Origin of the sequence: Bacillus changyiensis, assembly GCF_027706145.1 — a bacterium.
GTDB classification, from domain to species: Bacteria; Bacillota; Bacilli; order Bacillales; family Bacillaceae; genus Bacillus; species Bacillus changyiensis.
Genome location: NZ_JAQFWW010000002.1, coordinates 371,806 through 387,974 on the forward strand (window position 1 = coordinate 371,806; position 16,169 = coordinate 387,974).

At 39.1% G+C, this 16,169-nt stretch carries 15 protein-coding genes; 1 reads left to right on the forward strand and 14 read right to left on the reverse strand.

Annotated elements, in window-relative coordinates; all coding sequences use genetic code 11:
• Nucleotides 1–108 precede the first annotated feature (108 nt).
• From PDT38_RS09155 to PDT38_RS09165, 3 genes are read right to left on the reverse strand one after another with little or no spacing between them, the layout of a single operon-like run.
• Nucleotides 109–468: a phage holin family protein gene (locus PDT38_RS09155; RefSeq protein WP_270800721.1), complete on the reverse strand. Its 360-nt coding sequence runs from the start codon at nucleotides 466–468 to the stop codon at nucleotides 109–111.
• Nucleotides 469–666, reverse strand: coding sequence for a PspC domain-containing protein (locus tag PDT38_RS09160; protein WP_270800722.1), 198 nt, complete (start codon nucleotides 664–666; stop codon nucleotides 469–471).
• Between the two features lie 4 nt (nucleotides 667–670).
• Nucleotides 671–1,765 (reverse strand): DUF4097 family beta strand repeat-containing protein, encoded by a 1,095-nt coding sequence (locus tag PDT38_RS09165; RefSeq protein WP_270800725.1) that lies wholly within the window; start codon nucleotides 1,763–1,765, stop codon nucleotides 671–673.
• 386 nt (nucleotides 1,766–2,151) lie between these two features.
• On the opposite strand from PDT38_RS09165, the gene PDT38_RS09170 reads away from it, so the two are divergent.
• Nucleotides 2,152–2,373, forward strand: coding sequence for a hypothetical protein (locus PDT38_RS09170; RefSeq protein WP_270800727.1), 222 nt, complete (start codon nucleotides 2,152–2,154; stop codon nucleotides 2,371–2,373).
• 29 nt (nucleotides 2,374–2,402) lie between these two features.
• Here the strand turns inward: PDT38_RS09170 and uvrA are convergent, their stop codons facing one another.
• From uvrA to PDT38_RS09225, 11 genes are all read right to left on the reverse strand, one after another.
• Nucleotides 2,403–5,300, reverse strand: coding sequence for an excinuclease ABC subunit UvrA (uvrA, locus tag PDT38_RS09175; RefSeq protein ID WP_270800729.1), 2,898 nt, complete (start codon nucleotides 5,298–5,300; stop codon nucleotides 2,403–2,405).
• Nucleotides 5,301–5,307: 7 nt separating this feature from the next.
• Nucleotides 5,308–7,293 carry an excinuclease ABC subunit UvrB gene (uvrB, locus tag PDT38_RS09180; protein WP_270800732.1) on the reverse strand — a complete coding sequence of 662 codons (1,986 nt, stop codon included), beginning with the start codon at nucleotides 7,291–7,293 and terminating at the stop codon, nucleotides 5,308–5,310.
• Nucleotides 7,294–7,440: 147 nt separating this feature from the next.
• Nucleotides 7,441–7,671, reverse strand: coding sequence for a CsbA family protein (locus PDT38_RS09185; RefSeq protein WP_270800733.1), 231 nt, complete (start codon nucleotides 7,669–7,671; stop codon nucleotides 7,441–7,443).
• Between the two features lie 368 nt (nucleotides 7,672–8,039).
• Nucleotides 8,040–9,248, reverse strand: a complete 1,209-nt coding sequence (locus PDT38_RS09190; protein WP_270800734.1) for a PDZ domain-containing protein — start codon at nucleotides 9,246–9,248, stop codon at nucleotides 8,040–8,042.
• Nucleotides 9,249–9,416: 168 nt separating this feature from the next.
• Nucleotides 9,417–9,770 carry a swarming motility protein SwrAA gene (locus PDT38_RS09195; protein WP_172298093.1) on the reverse strand — a complete coding sequence of 118 codons (354 nt, stop codon included), beginning with the start codon at nucleotides 9,768–9,770 and terminating at the stop codon, nucleotides 9,417–9,419.
• 348 nt (nucleotides 9,771–10,118) lie between these two features.
• Nucleotides 10,119–11,549: a carboxy-terminal processing protease CtpB gene (gene ctpB / locus PDT38_RS09200; RefSeq protein WP_270800739.1), complete on the reverse strand. Its 1,431-nt coding sequence runs from the start codon at nucleotides 11,547–11,549 to the stop codon at nucleotides 10,119–10,121.
• Between the two features lie 194 nt (nucleotides 11,550–11,743).
• Nucleotides 11,744–12,988, reverse strand: a complete 1,245-nt coding sequence (locus PDT38_RS09205; RefSeq protein ID WP_317134950.1) for a murein hydrolase activator EnvC family protein — start codon at nucleotides 12,986–12,988, stop codon at nucleotides 11,744–11,746.
• Between the two features lie 45 nt (nucleotides 12,989–13,033).
• Nucleotides 13,034–13,924, reverse strand: a complete 891-nt coding sequence (ftsX, locus tag PDT38_RS09210; protein WP_270800742.1) for a permease-like cell division protein FtsX — start codon at nucleotides 13,922–13,924, stop codon at nucleotides 13,034–13,036.
• Nucleotides 13,917–14,603 (reverse strand): cell division ATP-binding protein FtsE, encoded by a 687-nt coding sequence (gene ftsE, locus PDT38_RS09215; RefSeq protein ID WP_270801710.1) that lies wholly within the window; start codon nucleotides 14,601–14,603, stop codon nucleotides 13,917–13,919. Before ftsE ends, ftsX begins: the two co-directional genes overlap by 8 nt.
• 334 nt (nucleotides 14,604–14,937) lie before the next feature.
• On the reverse strand, nucleotides 14,938–15,261 hold the full coding sequence (gene cccB / locus PDT38_RS09220) for a cytochrome c551 (RefSeq protein ID WP_270800745.1): 324 nt from the start codon (nucleotides 15,259–15,261) through the stop codon (nucleotides 14,938–14,940).
• 45 nt (nucleotides 15,262–15,306) lie between these two features.
• Nucleotides 15,307–16,149, reverse strand: a complete 843-nt coding sequence (locus PDT38_RS09225) for a YitT family protein (RefSeq protein ID WP_394356247.1) — start codon at nucleotides 16,147–16,149, stop codon at nucleotides 15,307–15,309.
• Between the last annotated feature and the right edge of the window lie 20 nt (nucleotides 16,150–16,169).

A 16,169-nucleotide genomic window follows, 5' to 3' on the forward strand; every position in this document is an offset into this window, starting at 1 on the left:
CTCCCTTTTTTTATATTGCCTGTTTATCCCTTTTTTATGAAACCGATCGATTAAAGGGATTCAGTCCCAACACAAAAAAAAAGAAGTCTGACACATGTCAGACTTCAGTTATTTTTTCGAAATGGGATCAATGATTGCTTTTTGAATTAACACATGGAAAAATGATAGAACAATTGATGCGAGAATGGCTGTCCCAAATCCCTCTAGCTTAAAACTGTCCCCCATGAGCGATGCTGTCATATAAAGTGTGATAGCATTGATTACAAATAAAAATAAACCTAGTGTTACAACTGTGACCGGTAATGTCAAAATGATAAGCACCGGCTTCACCAACACATTTAGTATAGACAAAATCAAACTTGCTGTAATAGCAGCCCAAATCCCGTCAATATAAACCGCATCAAAATAACCAGCAATAACAATTAATAATAAAGCATTAATAAAAACACTTGTTATCCATTTCATCATCTATTTAGCGTCTCCTTCGTTTGGTACAACAAATATCCAGATGATATATATGAGGCCGACTGGTATCCCCGTTGAACAAATAAATAATATGACGGTAATGATTCGTAATAATGATGCATCCATATTTAAATATTCAGCGAGTCCACCGACCACACCAGCGACCTTTCTATCTGTTTCTGATCGAAATAGTTTTTTCATGATATCACTCCTGCGTATGATTTAAATGAATTGAGCCCGTCTTTGATTCTAGAAACACTGTCATTTGATGATCATGATTTTGATTGGCTTTTATATACATCTCTTTTTGAATGGTTTCATTTTTCTCTTTTAATATTTCCGCATCTAAAAGGTTGTTTGTCAAAGAACCAAGATTACTTTTAAGTTCTGCCGTGACAGCACAGTTCAGCGGTACATTCAATTCAATGCTGCCTGTGGTCGTTTTGACATAAGCTGAGCGACAGTGTGGATGATTGACAGTTGCAACAATATTTCCATTAAAACTTTGTAAATCAATCATCTCACAAGTTCCTTTCAAGTCAATTAGACCGTTGATCGTTTCCGCCTCAATTTCACCACATTCAAGATCAGCCAATTTAATTTGGCCATTTGCTGTTTCAAGTGTAGCTTTGTCAGCAGAAAGTCCAGCAAAAGATAAAACGCCATTGGTTGTCTTGGCAAACAGTTCTTTTACGTTTAAATGTTCCCCCCTAACAGGGCCATTAAACAGCTTGAAACGGATTTTACTATACTCTTTCTCAGGAATATAGATCACTAAATTTGTCTTCATCGTTTTTTTCTCTGTACGGACAGTAAATTTATCCCCGTCAATACCGCAGTCAATATGCTGAAGAAATGCCTGCCTTGCTTCATCTTGATGATCCATTCGGTAAACTTTTGCCTGGCACTCAATCCTTATATCTGAATCACTCCATGGTATAAGGTTAACACTGCCGTTTGCTAATTGAATATCAAGTGTTGAGAAATCCACATCTTTAAATTGAAAAATATGTTTAATATCAAACGATTGCCCAAAATTCAAATCTAAGTCAGCTTCTTTTACTTTTTTTACTGCTGTATCAATCCAATCAAACAGCTTCGAACCAATTGAAGGTTTTGCTTCTTGTTTCTTCTCACTGTAAAACTGATCTGAATCAAAAACATTCTCAGATAATGCTGTTACTTTCTGTTCTTTTTGTTTATGATCTGCGTCAAGTTTCTCTAGCAAAATGAGTGCTTCTTTTGCTGACAGTTTACCTGTTTCAACGAGTTTTAAAATTCTTTCTTTTTCACTCATCATCAAAACGCCTCCTTAAACTGAATCAGGACTTTTATCCTTTGTACCACGTTCCAGACTACAAAATATTAATCGGTTCATCAGTGATAAAGGGAATCATATCTGCAAGGTTGAACGCAAGCATGTTTCTTTGTTAGACGATCATCCGTTATAAAATACACAGCAATAGGCAAAATAACAGAAGTTAATATATGGCTACAAGTCATCTATCTCTCTCTCATAGACCTAATGATTATTCTACGTATATCATAACCGTTTGGTTTCATCATCGGCCAAAAGACATGAGTCAATCTTCGCAAATTGATTTTTCTAGATTTTATGAATAGATTCTTTTTTTATAACCCTTTAAAATATGGGCAAGGGCTAGAAATAAAAAAAGGAGGCGCGTTATGAGAGAATACCCGTTATCTGCTCCACAGCTTCTTGAACTGATTGAGGAACAAAAAAGAGTGAATCAGGAAATTGTCAAGCGATTGGAAGCGGTTAATACCGCGCCTTCACTGATCGGTGAGATTCGCTACTTAAAAGTTCTGCTGAACAGCAGTAGCGTTCATATATTAAACAGTTTAACTGAAGTTACGAACCAAATCAGTAAGTATGAAGAGGAATAGATCTCTTGTCATGAAAAAAACTGTCGGCATCAAGATGTCGACAGTTTTTCTGCTAAGGCAACGGCTTCTTCTTTTTCCTGAAGTCGTTTTTTCATTCTGATCCGATCACGCTCAATGATCGGTTTTAAATAATGTCCCGTGTAAGATCCTTCAACATTGATAACCTCTTCAGGCGCCCCGGTGGCAATAATTTTTCCGCCGTTATCCCCTCCTTCAGGACCTAAATCAATCAAATAATCGGCAGCCTTAATGATATCAAGGTTATGCTCGATCACAAGAACAGTATCACCGTTTTCAACCAGACGTTGAAGGACGGTCAACAGCCTTGCAATATCATCGACATGCAGTCCTGTTGTTGGTTCATCCAAGATATACAGCGATCTTCCCGTTGACCTCCTGTGTAGCTCTGATGCCAGTTTAACACGTTGGGCTTCACCACCAGAAAGGGTTGTAGCTGGCTGACCAAGCGTTATATAACCTAGTCCGACATCATAAAGGGTCTGTAGCTTCCGCTTTATTTTAGGAATATTTTCAAAAAACTGAACCGCATTCTCAACTGTCATTTCAAGCACATCGGCAATATTTTTACCTTTATACGTCACTTGAAGCGTTTCGCGGTTGTACCGCTTCCCATGGCAAACTTCACAAGGTACATACACATCAGGTAGAAAATGCATCTCAATTTTGATGATACCATCACCACGGCAGGCTTCACAGCGACCGCCCTTCACATTAAAACTAAAGCGCCCTTTTTTGTAGCCTCTGACTTTGGCCTCATTTGTCTGCGCAAAAACGTCACGAATATCGTCAAACACACCTGTATAAGTTGCTGGATTTGATCTTGGTGTTCTGCCGATCGGAGACTGATCAATATCAATAACCTTTTCAAGATGTTCAATGCCCTTGATCTGCTTGTATTCTCCAGGCTTTGTTTTAGCATTGTGCAATTTTTGTGCAAGGGTTTTATGCAAAATTTCATTGACAAGTGTACTTTTTCCTGAACCGGATACACCGGTTACAGCATTAAACACACCAAGTGGAAATTTTACTGATGTATTTTTCAAGTTGTTTTCTTTTGCCCCTTTGACTTCGATAAAACGGCCGTCAGGCTTTCGTCTCTCGATTGGAAGAGGAATAAATTTTTTCCCTGAGAGATATTGTCCAGTCAAAGATCTGTCATCATTCATGACTTCTTCAGGAGTTCCCGCAGAAATCACTTCCCCGCCGTGAACCCCTGCCCCAGGACCGATGTCGATTAAATAATCAGCAGCAAGCATCGTATCCTCATCATGTTCAACAACAATTAATGTATTACCGAGATCGCGCATGTTTTTCAATGTTTCAATCAGCCGATCATTATCACGTTGATGAAGACCAATTGACGGTTCATCAAGAATATAAAGCACCCCTGTCAATCTTGAACCGATTTGTGTAGCAAGCCGGATACGTTGTGCCTCTCCACCTGAGAGTGTACCAGCTGCCCTGCTGAGTGTTAAATAATCTAGACCGACATTGTTTAAAAAGCCAAGCCGTTCTTCAATCTCCCGTAAAATTAAATGGGCAATCTTCAAATCCTTTTCAGAAAGTTGTAACGTGCGAAAAAACTGGAGCCCATCCGCCACAGACATGTCTGTGATCTTTCCAACATGAAGACCGTTAATCAGCACAGCCAAAGACTCTTTTTTTAGGCGATATCCTTTACAAGTTGGACAAGTCTGGTTGGCCATATATTTTTCCATCTGTTCACGGATATAATCAGAACTTGTTTCTTTATAACGCCTTTCCATATTGCGAATGACACCTTCAAATTCAATATAACCTTCACGGATTTTCCCAAAATCATTTTCATATTTAAAGTAAATTTGTTCACCATCGCTACCATAAAGGACTTTATCAAGATGATGTTTTGGCAGATCTTTGACTGGTACATCCATATCAATACCGTAATGACTGCAAACCGCTTCCAACAATTTCGGATAATATTGAGAGCTCTGGGGTTCCCAAGGCGCAATCGCATGCTCCTTGAGCGTTAGTTCAAGATTTGGGATCACAAGGTCCACATCAACTTCAAGTTTCGTTCCCAGACCATCACAGCTTGGACAAGCACCAAACGGACTATTAAAGGAAAACATTCTCGGTTCAAGTTCACCGATGGAAAAACCGCAATGTGGGCATGCATGATGTTCACTAAATAACAGCTCTTCTTGGCCTATTACATCAATCATGACCCGGCCTTCGCCAAGACGTAAGGCGGTTTCAAGCGAATCTGTAAGGCGGGCGTTTACACCTTCCTTGACAACGATCCGGTCAATCACAACTTCGATCGAGTGTTTTTTATTTTTTTCCAACGCAACATCTTCAGAAAGATCGTGCATTTCACCATTGATGCGGACTCGGACATACCCTTGTTTTCTGATCTGATCCAACACTTTGACATGCGTTCCTTTTCGTCCTGAAACAACCGGAGCAAGAACTTGAATTTTTGTACGATCAGGGTATTCTAAAATACGGTCTGTCATCTGTTCAATCGTTTGTGAAGTAATTTCAATTCCGTGCACCGGGCAGACTGGTTTTCCAATCCTTGCGAATAACAGGCGGAGATAATCATATATTTCCGTGACAGTTCCGACAGTTGAACGAGGATTCCGGCTCGTCGTTTTTTGGTCAATACTGATCGCTGGAGAAAGACCTTCAATTGCATCTACATCGGGTTTGTCCATCTGGCCTAAAAACTGGCGGGCATAGGCAGACAGTGACTCAACATATCGCCTTTGCCCTTCAGCATATATGGTGTCAAATGCAAGAGAAGATTTCCCCGATCCAGAAAGACCTGTCAACACAACAAGTTGATCACGGGGAATTGTAACATCGATATTTTTCAGGTTATGGGCCCTTGCCCCTTTCACCTCAATTCGTTCCATTGCCATCGTCCATTCATCCTTCCGATTTTAGCTCTAACAGTAAGTCGCGAAGCTCTGCAGCGCGTTCAAAGTCAAGCGCTTTTGCCGCTTCCTTCATATCGTGTTCCATCTGAGCAATGACTTTGTCGCGCTCTTTCTTTGTCAATTTTGAAAGTTTCGGTTCTACTTTTGCTTTGTATTCTTCTTGATCCTCAGCCACATGCGTTGCCCGGATGACATCACGGATCTTCTTATTAATGGTTTGTGGTGTAATGCCGTGTTTTTGGTTAAACTCTTCTTGTTGCTCGCGTCTGCGCTTCGTTTCATTGATCGCAATTTCCATCGAGTTTGTGATTTTGTCCGCATACATGATGACCCGTCCCTCAGCATTTCTGGCAGCCCGTCCGATTGTTTGAATTAAAGACCGCTCAGAGCGGAGAAAACCTTCTTTATCAGCATCCAAAATCGCGACAAGTGAAACTTCAGGAATGTCCAATCCCTCTCTTAACAGGTTGATACCAATGAGAACATCATGCTTGCCAAGGCGCAAGTCACGGATGATCTCAATACGTTCAAGCGTCTTAATCTCAGAATGCAAATATGTGACTTTAATGCCGATTTCCTTTAAATAATCTGTCAAATCTTCGGACATTTTTTTCGTCAAAGTGGTCACAAGTACCCGTTCATTCCGTTCGATTCTTTGCCTAATTTCACCGATCAGGTCATCGATTTGCCCTTCAATCGGTCTGACATCAATCAGCGGATCAAGCAACCCTGTCGGACGGATGATCTGTTCAACCATTTCAGGAGTATGATCAAGTTCATATGCACCAGGTGTTGCTGATACATAGACAATGTTATGAATATGTCTTTCAAACTCTTCAAACCTGAGCGGACGGTTGTCTAAAGCAGAAGGCAGTCTGAACCCGTGATCGACAAGCACTTGTTTTCTTGCTTGGTCGCCATTATACATACCTCTGACCTGCGGGATGGTAACATGTGACTCATCAATGACAATCAAGAAATCATCGGGAAAATAATCGAGCAACGTATATGGAGTTGAGCCTGCCGGACGAAGCGTTAAATGTCTTGAATAGTTTTCAATTCCCGAACAAAAACCCATTTCACGCATCATTTCCAGATCATATCTCGTCCTTTGCTCCAAACGCTGTGCTTCAAGAAGTTTGCCTTCTTCATGTAAAATCTTAAGCCGTTCTTCAAGTTCGGCCTCGATATTGGTAATCGCTTTTCTCATCTTTTCTTCTCGGGTGACGAAGTGGGAAGCTGGATAAATCGCAACATGATCACGGTCTCCCAAAATTTCGCCTGTCAGTGCATCCACTTCCCTGATCCGTTCAATTTCATCCCCGAAAAGCTCCACTCGAATACAGTGCTCATCTCTTGAAGCTGGAAAAATTTCAACGACATCTCCACGCACTCTAAATGTACCGCGCTGAAAATCAATGTCATTACGAGCATATTGGATATCGACGAGTTTTCTAAGAAGCTCATTTCGATCAATTTCCATTTCAGTTCTTAGTGAAAGCACCAATTCTTTGTATTCCTCAGGGGAACCTAAACCGTAAATACAAGAAACACTCGCCACAATAATGACATCTTTACGTTCAAAAAGAGCCGATGTGGCCGAGTGCCTCAGTTTATCTATCTCATCATTAATGCTAGCGTCTTTTTCAATAAACGTATCCGTCTGGGGAACATATGCCTCCGGCTGATAATAATCATAATAAGAGACAAAATACTCAACTGCGTTATGAGGAAAAAACTCTTTAAACTCACTGTACAGCTGTCCTGCTAACGTTTTGTTATGGGCAATGACGAGCGTTGGTTTATGAACCTCTTTCATTACATTAGAGATCGTAAATGTTTTTCCCGTACCAGTTGCACCCAAAAGCGTTTGATGTTTTCTTCCTTCATGAATACCTTTGACAAGCTGTTCAATCGCTTTTGGCTGGTCTCCTTGGGGCTGATAATTTGAAACTAATTCAAAACGGTCCTTCACAAAAAAGCCTCCGTTTCTTTACCAATTCATTTGTTTTCTTATTTTAACACAATCGCACAAAAAATACGAACTAAAGTTCGGTTTTCTTGAAAATATATTGAAAAAACCCCTCCTTTTATCCAAAGCAGGGGTATAACAAACATTTTTCTATAACTCTTTCCTTTCACCTGCTCTTTTTGCGGCATACAGTGCTCCTGTCACAAGCGATACAACATCCAGTCCCACAATAAAATAAGTTTGCGTATACCCTTTTAAATAAGACGCAAATAATAATGCAGCAGTAAGTGCAATGCCAACATAATGGTTATAAGTCACTCTTGTAAAAAACATCACAAGTAAGAAAGGAAAAATTAGTGCAAAAACGGCTTTTGTAAACACAAAAACCCCCCTCACGTTTCTGTTCTTACTTGATTATATTAAAGAACAAAGAAACGGACAAATTTTATTTTTCCCAGAATTAAGATAGATTATTCTTAATCTGAGTTGTTTAAAAGCGAAAAACAACGACACGGTAGCAACAAACGGGTAGGAAAATAATGGCAAAATATCTCATTGGTCTCACCAATTGGGCTCCAACTTAAATAAAGTGAGACCTGACATTTTAATCAGAAAAGGACCCGTATAAAATATACTATTTACCCATATAATTCATAGAGCCTTTTGAAAAACAAAGATATGAAATGAATGAGTTTCACATGATCATGCAACTAAAAAGAGGCCGGATTGATCATGATCCGACCTCTTGCCTAAGGTGTTTCTGTGGATGCAGCTACCTCAGAATCATCATATTCCACTTGTTCTTCCACGAACAAAATTCCTAGTTCGTGATGTTCGCCTTCGTAAGAAGCCCTTTGTTCAAAACGTACTTGCTGATTCAAACCAATGATTTCAAGTTTAAAAAAGGCGCGATTTTTTTGCAATGCTTCGTAAAAATCGGTTGTATTTTTCACTTCACACCCATTGACTTTTGTAATAATTTCACCAATCTGCAATCCGAGATCCGCTGCTGGCGTGTTCGGAATAATCCCGAGAACCATCAATCCTTGATCTCTTTTCGAAAAATAGAAAGGTGCGGAGTTGTCGTTCACTCGCTGCTTCCATGAAATAAAAAACCTACCTATGATAGCCATTCCAGGTACTACCATAGTGAGCGGTGACCACCAGATACCGGCTGTAGCAATAAGCAGAGTGAAAATTCCAAGAATGCTTATGCGCCGTCCTGTCACCTTAATACTCTCTATCGGCAAGGAACCTTGCACTCTTTGATGAAATCCGAAGAAATACGGAATCCATAATAATTGAAATGTATCGCTATGAATCGGCAGAACAGGCCACCAAGATACAGAAGATTCAATCGCATGTCCAGGTATGAGGATAAACAACGGCAGTAACCATACACGACGAGCAATTTGTTGTCCAATAGGTTGTCCTCTCTTACTTGTTACAATTGCCGGAGACGTCTTAATGTGTGCCGTTTTATAAATCAATATCCCTTCAGCTGTTAAAAGTAAGCCAAGCAAAATAGCTAGTGCAGACCAACTAACATAAGACATTTGCGGAAGAGCAAAAGCTGTTTCTGATCCAAATGTCATGAGACAAAAACCTAGAACCATGCTCAACCCAAGTGTATATGCTGAAGAAAGTAAACTTTGTCTACATGTTAAAGCGGCAATTGCAGTTAATATCGCTATAATTAGCAACATTGTAAACGGAACAATCAGCCCTATGCCAAATGAGACGAGCGAGAGTAAGATCCCTGGCAAAATCCCTTTTGAATATGTAAATTTTAATTCATCATATACATCCTCAATCCGTGTTTGGAAGGTTTTTCTTTCGCGTTTAACCCGAGCATAACCGTATAGAAGACTCATAGCGATCATTAGATAGAAAAGCGGATGCAAAAAAAATATTCCCACACCCTTTAAAAGTTCAATTAAGCTATCTTCAACAGACAAGGAAACGTTCACCGCCTTTTAAAAACTGCCGGCAAACGACAGTCACTTTTTGGTCGTTTAGAAAAACGGCTTTGTCTAAAAGCGTTAAATTCACGATTTAGACAAAGCAATCACTTTTAATACTATTTTAACAAATAAAAAATAGCTTTGGTATAACAAATAATTGGTTTATTTTTCCTGACTCATCCAAAGTGTCACATTTGACAGAGAAAAGTCCTTTAAATAATGATTCATCTCAACATTTAAAATATCTCCTATCAACTGCATTGACCGTTTAATATCTGTTAAATTAATGCCTAAGCGTTTGTGATTGTCCATTAAGTAATTGAAATAAAGATCTGCGCACTCCTCATCAATGTCATCGACACTCTCCACTGAAGTGTAGTTCACGAGATATCTGCTGAACAACATCAGCAACCCTACTGCCTTTGTAGCGGAAAACGTAACGTCTTGTGATCGAACTTTTAACTGCTCCACTAATTCATAGTATTTTTTCTCTCTCACAATACTTGCCCTTTTCAATCGTGTACCTCCATTTATTTATGAAATATAAGAAAAGCGCAAGCGTCAGACGACTCCACTAACCAGAGACGAAGAACGCAAACAGCGCTAACATTCTCCGCATTAAATGCTATATTTTCATGCATTATTGCCTTATCTTTATTGTAAAAAGTTTTTGTCTCATAAACAACTTGCAAAAGTTACATTTTCGTTATTGTTTTGTATCATAATAAAGTCTCCCCTATATTTATCATATCGGGTTATTTCTATTCAATATAAATGTTTTTTTTGTGAATTAACAAGAGTTTTGGGTAAAAAGTTTCAGAATTTATTTTCCGAATATAAAAAAGTGAGGAAATAGAACGGTCCTCACTTTTTAGAAAACAATACTTTTAGTGCTGTTTGTAATTGTAGATCACTTTTTTCACTTCGTTTTTTTTCTTCAATTTGCATATTAATTGTATTTGCTGTCATTTGATCAATAACCCCTGACTGTTTCAGTTGATGATGTGACTGAAAGGTTGTGACAGCTTGTTTAGTCCCAGCATGATAGTAGCCATCATAACGACCGCAATCATATCCTAAACCTTTAAGTAACAACTGTGCTCGTTTCACTTCATTATGATTCATATCGAGTTTAAGTGGTTTGTTTAGTTGAATAGGCCCAATAGAAAAATAAGCTGGCTGTGAGACAGGAACAGTCGGCTGAATTCCCTTTTTGTGAATCCAATTCCCATTTGGTGTCAACCATTTATACAATGTCAATTTAATATTACTTCCGTCTCCCATTGGAACTGCTTGTTGAACTGTACCTTTACCAAAAGAAGGCTCACCTACAACGTGATAACCTGATGCTTCTTTTAAAGCACCGGCGAGAATCTCTGATGCTGAAGCGCTCCCTTTATCTGTTATCACAGTAACAGGATACGGTTTTGTTTTTTTCAATTTAGAAAAATATCGTTTTTTATGACCATTTCTTTCCTGAATTTGAATATAAGGATGCTTTTTTGTCACAAAATGTTTTAAAATATCTTCAACACTTTGTAAATACCCACCTGGATTTCCTCTTACATCAATGACAAGACCGTCAATCTTTTTTTTCTCTAACTTCTTCAATGCCGCAGCAAAATCTTTTGCTGTATGTTCGGAAAAAGAAGAAATTGCAATCAGTCCAACTTGCTTGTCTTGCACATTTTTTAGTGAAGCAAACACAGTCTCAAGCGGAATTTCATCACGTTTAATCGTAAAAGACAGTTGATCCTTTATACCTGGGCGTTGAACTTTTAATGTCACTGTTGAGCCTTTTTTTCCTCTTATTTTTAATACAGCATCATTGAGATCCATTCCTGTCATCGGTTTATTGTCAATACTGATGATTTCGTCATTTGGCTTTAGTCCCGCTTTCTCAGCTGGAGATTGTTTAAATGGAGAAACGACAATAATCTTATTATTTTCCATACCTATTTCTGCCCCGATTCCTTCGAAAGAGGAATCAAGAGAATCGGAAAACCGCTTTGCAGTCTGCCTGTTCATATAAACAGAATAAGGATCATTTAATGTGGAAAGCATGCCCTGAATGGCTCCTTCCAACAGCTTTTCCTTATCTACCTGTTCAACATATTCATTCGAAATCAGATCGTATGCCTTCTCAATCTTCTCCATTACGTTGCGGTTTTTGGCGCTGTCTCTTGCTTCAGCTGACACAGCTGCCGCTTTCGGAATAGACGTATCTAATGGTCCCCCAAATAAACCGCACAATAGACTGACAGCAATGATGAGTGACGCAAGCTTCTGATTCATCATATACCTCCTCTTCTAGTTGCACTATAGATTCTGTTACTTTGTGTAGTCTATGTAAAATTCGCCGTTTCATGTAATTGATTTTTGTCATAGAAAAACGATGAAGTGGTATATGGATAGAGAGTGAAGGTAATGTGGATTTAAAACATAAAAAAGCCGGCTTGGTTAACAAAACCAAGTCGGCTCATGCATGTTTAAAGTGGTATATAGTCGGCTGGATCAACAGCGTTTGACTTACTGTTGTTCCAAAGACCTTTGTGAATTTCAAAATGCAAATGCTGACCGTAAGACCTACCAGTATTACCCATTGTACCAATCACCTGACCTTGCTTTACACGTTGGCCTGACCGTACTTTAAGAGAAGACATGTGGGCGTATACGGTCTGATAAGTTTGTCCATTAATATAATGAGTAATGAAAACAACATTACCATAACTCGATGAGTAGCGAGCATTATAAACCGTGCCCGCAGCTGCTGCGTATATCGGAACACCTGAACCACGATTAGCAATATCTACACCGTAGTGGTTCCCGAGAGAACGCCCGCCAAATCCGGAAGTAAACCTGCCGGAAGCAGGACGGATAAACCCTTCACTGCTAGGAACTGACGGATGAGATAACGAGGAATCTTCAATGTCACTAGATGACTCGCTTTTAGATTGTACTTGTTGCTGGTATTTTTCTTCAGCTTTAATTGCTTTCTCTTGATCTTTTAAAACTTCTGCTTCATTTTCAAGGGAACCAAGTTCTTCATGAGCATGATCTTTATCTCGTTTGACTTGATTCATCACTTTCGTTTTTTCCTTTTGCTGTTCATCTAACTTCTTGATTAACTCTTTTATATCTTTAAGAGCTTTTTGAAGGTTTTCTAGATTTTCATTCAGCGATGTTTCTTTATTCTGAATCTCCTGAAGATCTTTCCTTTGTTCTTCTAATAGGTTGTTATCGGCATCAACAATTTTTGATAGAGCACCAGCTCGAGTGATGAAATCCCCGAAACTTTCTGCCCCTAGAAGAACATCGATATACTGAACAGAACCACCGTTTTCTTGAATCGTGCGCATACGATCTTTTAAAATCTCATTGCGTTTTTTCGTTTTTTCTTTTAAACTTTTAATCTGTTTTTTCAGTTTTGCAATGCTTTTCTTTGTTTTATTGATTTCTTCTTTTTTCTTTTCTAACTTTTCATTAGTATCCGTCATTTGACTATCGATTTTCTCTATATCGCTTTTTAAGTTTGCTTCCTTTGATTCAAGCTCGGAGAGTTCTTGCTTCTTTTTTTTCAGCTCTTCCCGGTTTTTCGACTGCTTATTCTGAACGTCATTTTTCTTTTTCTCCAAATCTTGATAAGCCAGTGCATAATCGCTTGTCAAAGGAAGCAAGATCGCCGCTGTTCCAAGCGCAGCAGTTAAGCCCACAGACATAAGCATTCTTTTCAACAATAGTTCCTCCTCTACCCTAAAACATCATGGCCGGAAAAGCGCCTATACTTTTAAGAATTTGCGGACGGACATCAAGCTTCCCCATACACCAATGATTGCGCCGAGCAACACCAAAACGGCGGAAATCTGAAAAACAAAAGGATGGTATGGTAACACCTTGACAATTGTCCCTTGAAGTTTTGGTGCAACCCATTGGATGGCATTTTGATAGGTTCCTAGTAAGATTGAAATTGGAAGGATAGAACCACAGATACCTAACAACAGCCCTTCAATGAAAAATGGCCAGCGAACAAACCAGTTCGTTGCTCCAACTAGTTTCATAATTTCAATTTCTTTACGTCTTGCAAAAATCGTAATCTTAATCGTGTTTGAGATTAAGAACATTGCGGTAAACAATAAACCAATGATTAATACAATTCCAACCCATTTAGCATATCCAACAATCTCAAATAAACGGCTTACTTTCTCTTTTCCATAAGCAACTTTGTGGGCATGGTCAAGTTTCTCAATTTTTTTGGCGACTTTAGGAGTATCGTGTGGGTCAGACGTTTTGACAATAAACGCATCATTTAACGGATTCTCCTGTTCAAACATAGAGAAGACATCACCGTCTTCACCAAAGCCTTTTTTCAAGTTTTCGAGTTCTTGATCTTTTGAAGAGTACTTCACACTACTAATATCTGATATCTTTTTAATTTCTTTTTCAAGTTGATTTTTTTGATCTTTATTCGCAGTTAAATCAATTAATACTTTGATTTCGACTTCTTTTTCAGCGCTTGATGCCATATGGTACAAGTTAAGGATGATCACCAATGAGACACCAACTAAAATAAGTGTAACTGTTACAGCACTGATGGATGCGAAAGTCATCCAGGTGTTTCTTGCAAGAGATTTTAAACTCTCGCGTAAATGCCGTCCGAGAGTTCTAATCATATGAACCATACTCCCCTCTAGACTCATCACGAACAATCAGTCCCTCTTCGATTGCGATGACCCGTTTCTTCATGTTGTTTACAATATCTTTATTATGAGTCGCCATAACGACTGTCGTTCCACGATTATTAATTTCTTCCAACGTCTTCATAATTTCCCAAGATGTTTCAGGGTCTAAGTTTCCGGTCGGCTCATCGGCAATTACAACATCAGGGTTATTGACGATTGACCTTGCAATTGAAACCCTTTGCTGCTCCCCACCTGACAGCTGCTCTGGAAACTGTCTCGCTTTATGCTTAAGCTGAACAAGGTCTAGCACTTCAAGCACTTTTTTTCTAATGACCTCTGAACGCTCTCCGATGACTTCTAAAGCAAAAGCGACATTTTCAAATACTGTCAGCTTTGGCAACAATTTAAAATCTTGGAATACAACGCCGATTTTTCTTCGGACATATGGAATGTCTTTCTCTTTTACTGTGGCCAAATCTTTATTATTGATAATGACCTTTCCTTTGGATGGCTTCTCCTCACGATAGATCATTTTAATAAAGGTTGATTTTCCCGCTCCACTGGGACCGACAACATAGACAAATTCACCCGGGTATATCGAGACGCTGATACCGTTCAATGCTAAGATACCATTGGAATAAGTCTTATACACATCTTTCATTTCGATCATGTAATCACCTAGTCTTTTATGTTTGTACAAACATACACTTCGAAAAGGTATGTCGTTTTCTGTCTTTAAATACCACGCCAATTATTGCTTGTGTTTTTTCAACAATATCCATTATACGTCATGTTTAGACATAATAATATTACAGTTTTATTTCAATACTGCCATAAGTTACAGGAAAAACGTAAAATCAACCAGAAACAGTCTACTTTAGACCTTTTTTATTACGAAAGAACTTGATATACAGACTTTTTTAATAGTTAAAAAGTCCTTTTAAATATCCAAAAAAGACCTTTTCACCCAAAAGTGAACAAGGCCCTTTGATTTTTCTAATCTATTATTTTTTCTCCGCAAGCCATTTAGCTATCGCTTCAGCCTGGTCTTCTTTTACGAGTCCTCCAGGCATATTCCCTCTGCCGTTGACAACAATATCTTTAATGTCGTTTTCATCATACTTGCCGCCAACTTCTTTCAAGCTTGGTGCAGATCCGCCGGCTAAATCCTTTCCATGACAACCAGTGCAATTCTGCTGATAGACTTCTTCACCGTTAGCCGCAGACGTTTGCCCGCCAGTACTTTTGTTTTCGGTTTCTTTATTTCCTCCACAGCCAACGAGGACAACAGAAATGGTCAAAAACAGAGTAAATACTTTTGCCTTCATTTTGAGTCAACTCCTCCTGACAGATCAATCCTATTATACCGATTATTACCCCCGTTTGAAACCCTCTCCAAGGACTTCTGAAGCATCCATTGCAATGACAAATGCTGATTCATCAATATGTTTCACCAGTTGTTTCAGCTTTGTGAATTCAGTTTGACCGACAACACACATCAAAATCGGACGTTCATCATCTGTATAACCACCGACAGCAGAAATTTTCGTCATGCCTCTGTCAATTTTCGCCAAAATGGCTTTTTTGATTTCTTCTTCACGATTGGTAATAATCATTGCCATTTTAGAACGGTTAAGACCAACTTGAATGACATCGATGGTTTTGCTTGATATGTAAACACCAAGAATCGCATATAGTCCCTGTTCAATATTAAAAACAAATATAGCTGCTATAACAATGGTTCCATCAATTAGTGCCAAACATTTACCATGGGAGAGCCCTGAAAACTTGTGGATGATCTGCGCAGCGAGTGCTGTCCCTCCTGTAGATCCTCGACCAAGAAAAACGATCCCGATCCCCACTCCGATCCCCACTCCGCCAAATATGGCAGCCAATAGAGCTTGATGTGTTGCCGGACTGATATCCCGTGTTAGATAAACGACAAACGGAAGGAACACAGATCCTACAAGCGTCTTTATCCCAAATTTCCCGCCGAGAATAAGCACTCCCGCTACAAATAAGGGAATATTCAATCCCCATTGTACATATGCCGCTTCAAAACCGAAAGACTGTAAAATCGTGCTGATCCCACTGACTCCACCTGCTGCAATCTGGTTGGGAAGCAAAAACATATTAAATGTAACAGCAACGATTGCTGAACCTACGAGAATATATATGTACTCACGCAAGCCTAAGACAACTTTACCCCATGACATGTTGATCATCTCCCACCCAA

What these genes read in the sequence shown, in the direction of transcription:
- PDT38_RS09155 (WP_270800721.1), bottom strand. Translation starts at nt 468, where the DNA reads ATGATGAAATGGATAACAAGTGTTTTTATTAATGCTTTATTATTAATT.
- PDT38_RS09160 (WP_270800722.1), bottom strand. Translation starts at nt 666, where the DNA reads ATGAAAAAACTATTTCGATCAGAAACAGATAGAAAGGTCGCTGGTGTG.
- PDT38_RS09165 (WP_270800725.1), bottom strand. Translation starts at nt 1,765, where the DNA reads ATGATGAGTGAAAAAGAAAGAATTTTAAAACTCGTTGAAACAGGTAAA.
- PDT38_RS09170 (WP_270800727.1), top strand. Translation starts at nt 2,152, where the DNA reads ATGAGAGAATACCCGTTATCTGCTCCACAGCTTCTTGAACTGATTGAG.
- uvrA (WP_270800729.1), bottom strand. Translation starts at nt 5,300, where the DNA reads ATGGCAATGGAACGAATTGAGGTGAAAGGGGCAAGGGCCCATAACCTG.
- ctpB (WP_270800739.1), bottom strand. Translation starts at nt 11,549, where the DNA reads ATGAATCAGAAGCTTGCGTCACTCATCATTGCTGTCAGTCTATTGTGC.
- ftsX (WP_270800742.1), bottom strand. Translation starts at nt 13,924, where the DNA reads ATGATTAGAACTCTCGGACGGCATTTACGCGAGAGTTTAAAATCTCTT.
- ftsE (WP_270801710.1), bottom strand. Translation starts at nt 14,603, where the DNA reads ATGATCGAAATGAAAGATGTGTATAAGACTTATTCCAATGGTATCTTA.
- cccB (WP_270800745.1), bottom strand. Translation starts at nt 15,261, where the DNA reads ATGAAGGCAAAAGTATTTACTCTGTTTTTGACCATTTCTGTTGTCCTC.
- PDT38_RS09225 (WP_394356247.1), bottom strand. Translation starts at nt 16,149, where the DNA reads ATGTCATGGGGTAAAGTTGTCTTAGGCTTGCGTGAGTACATATATATT.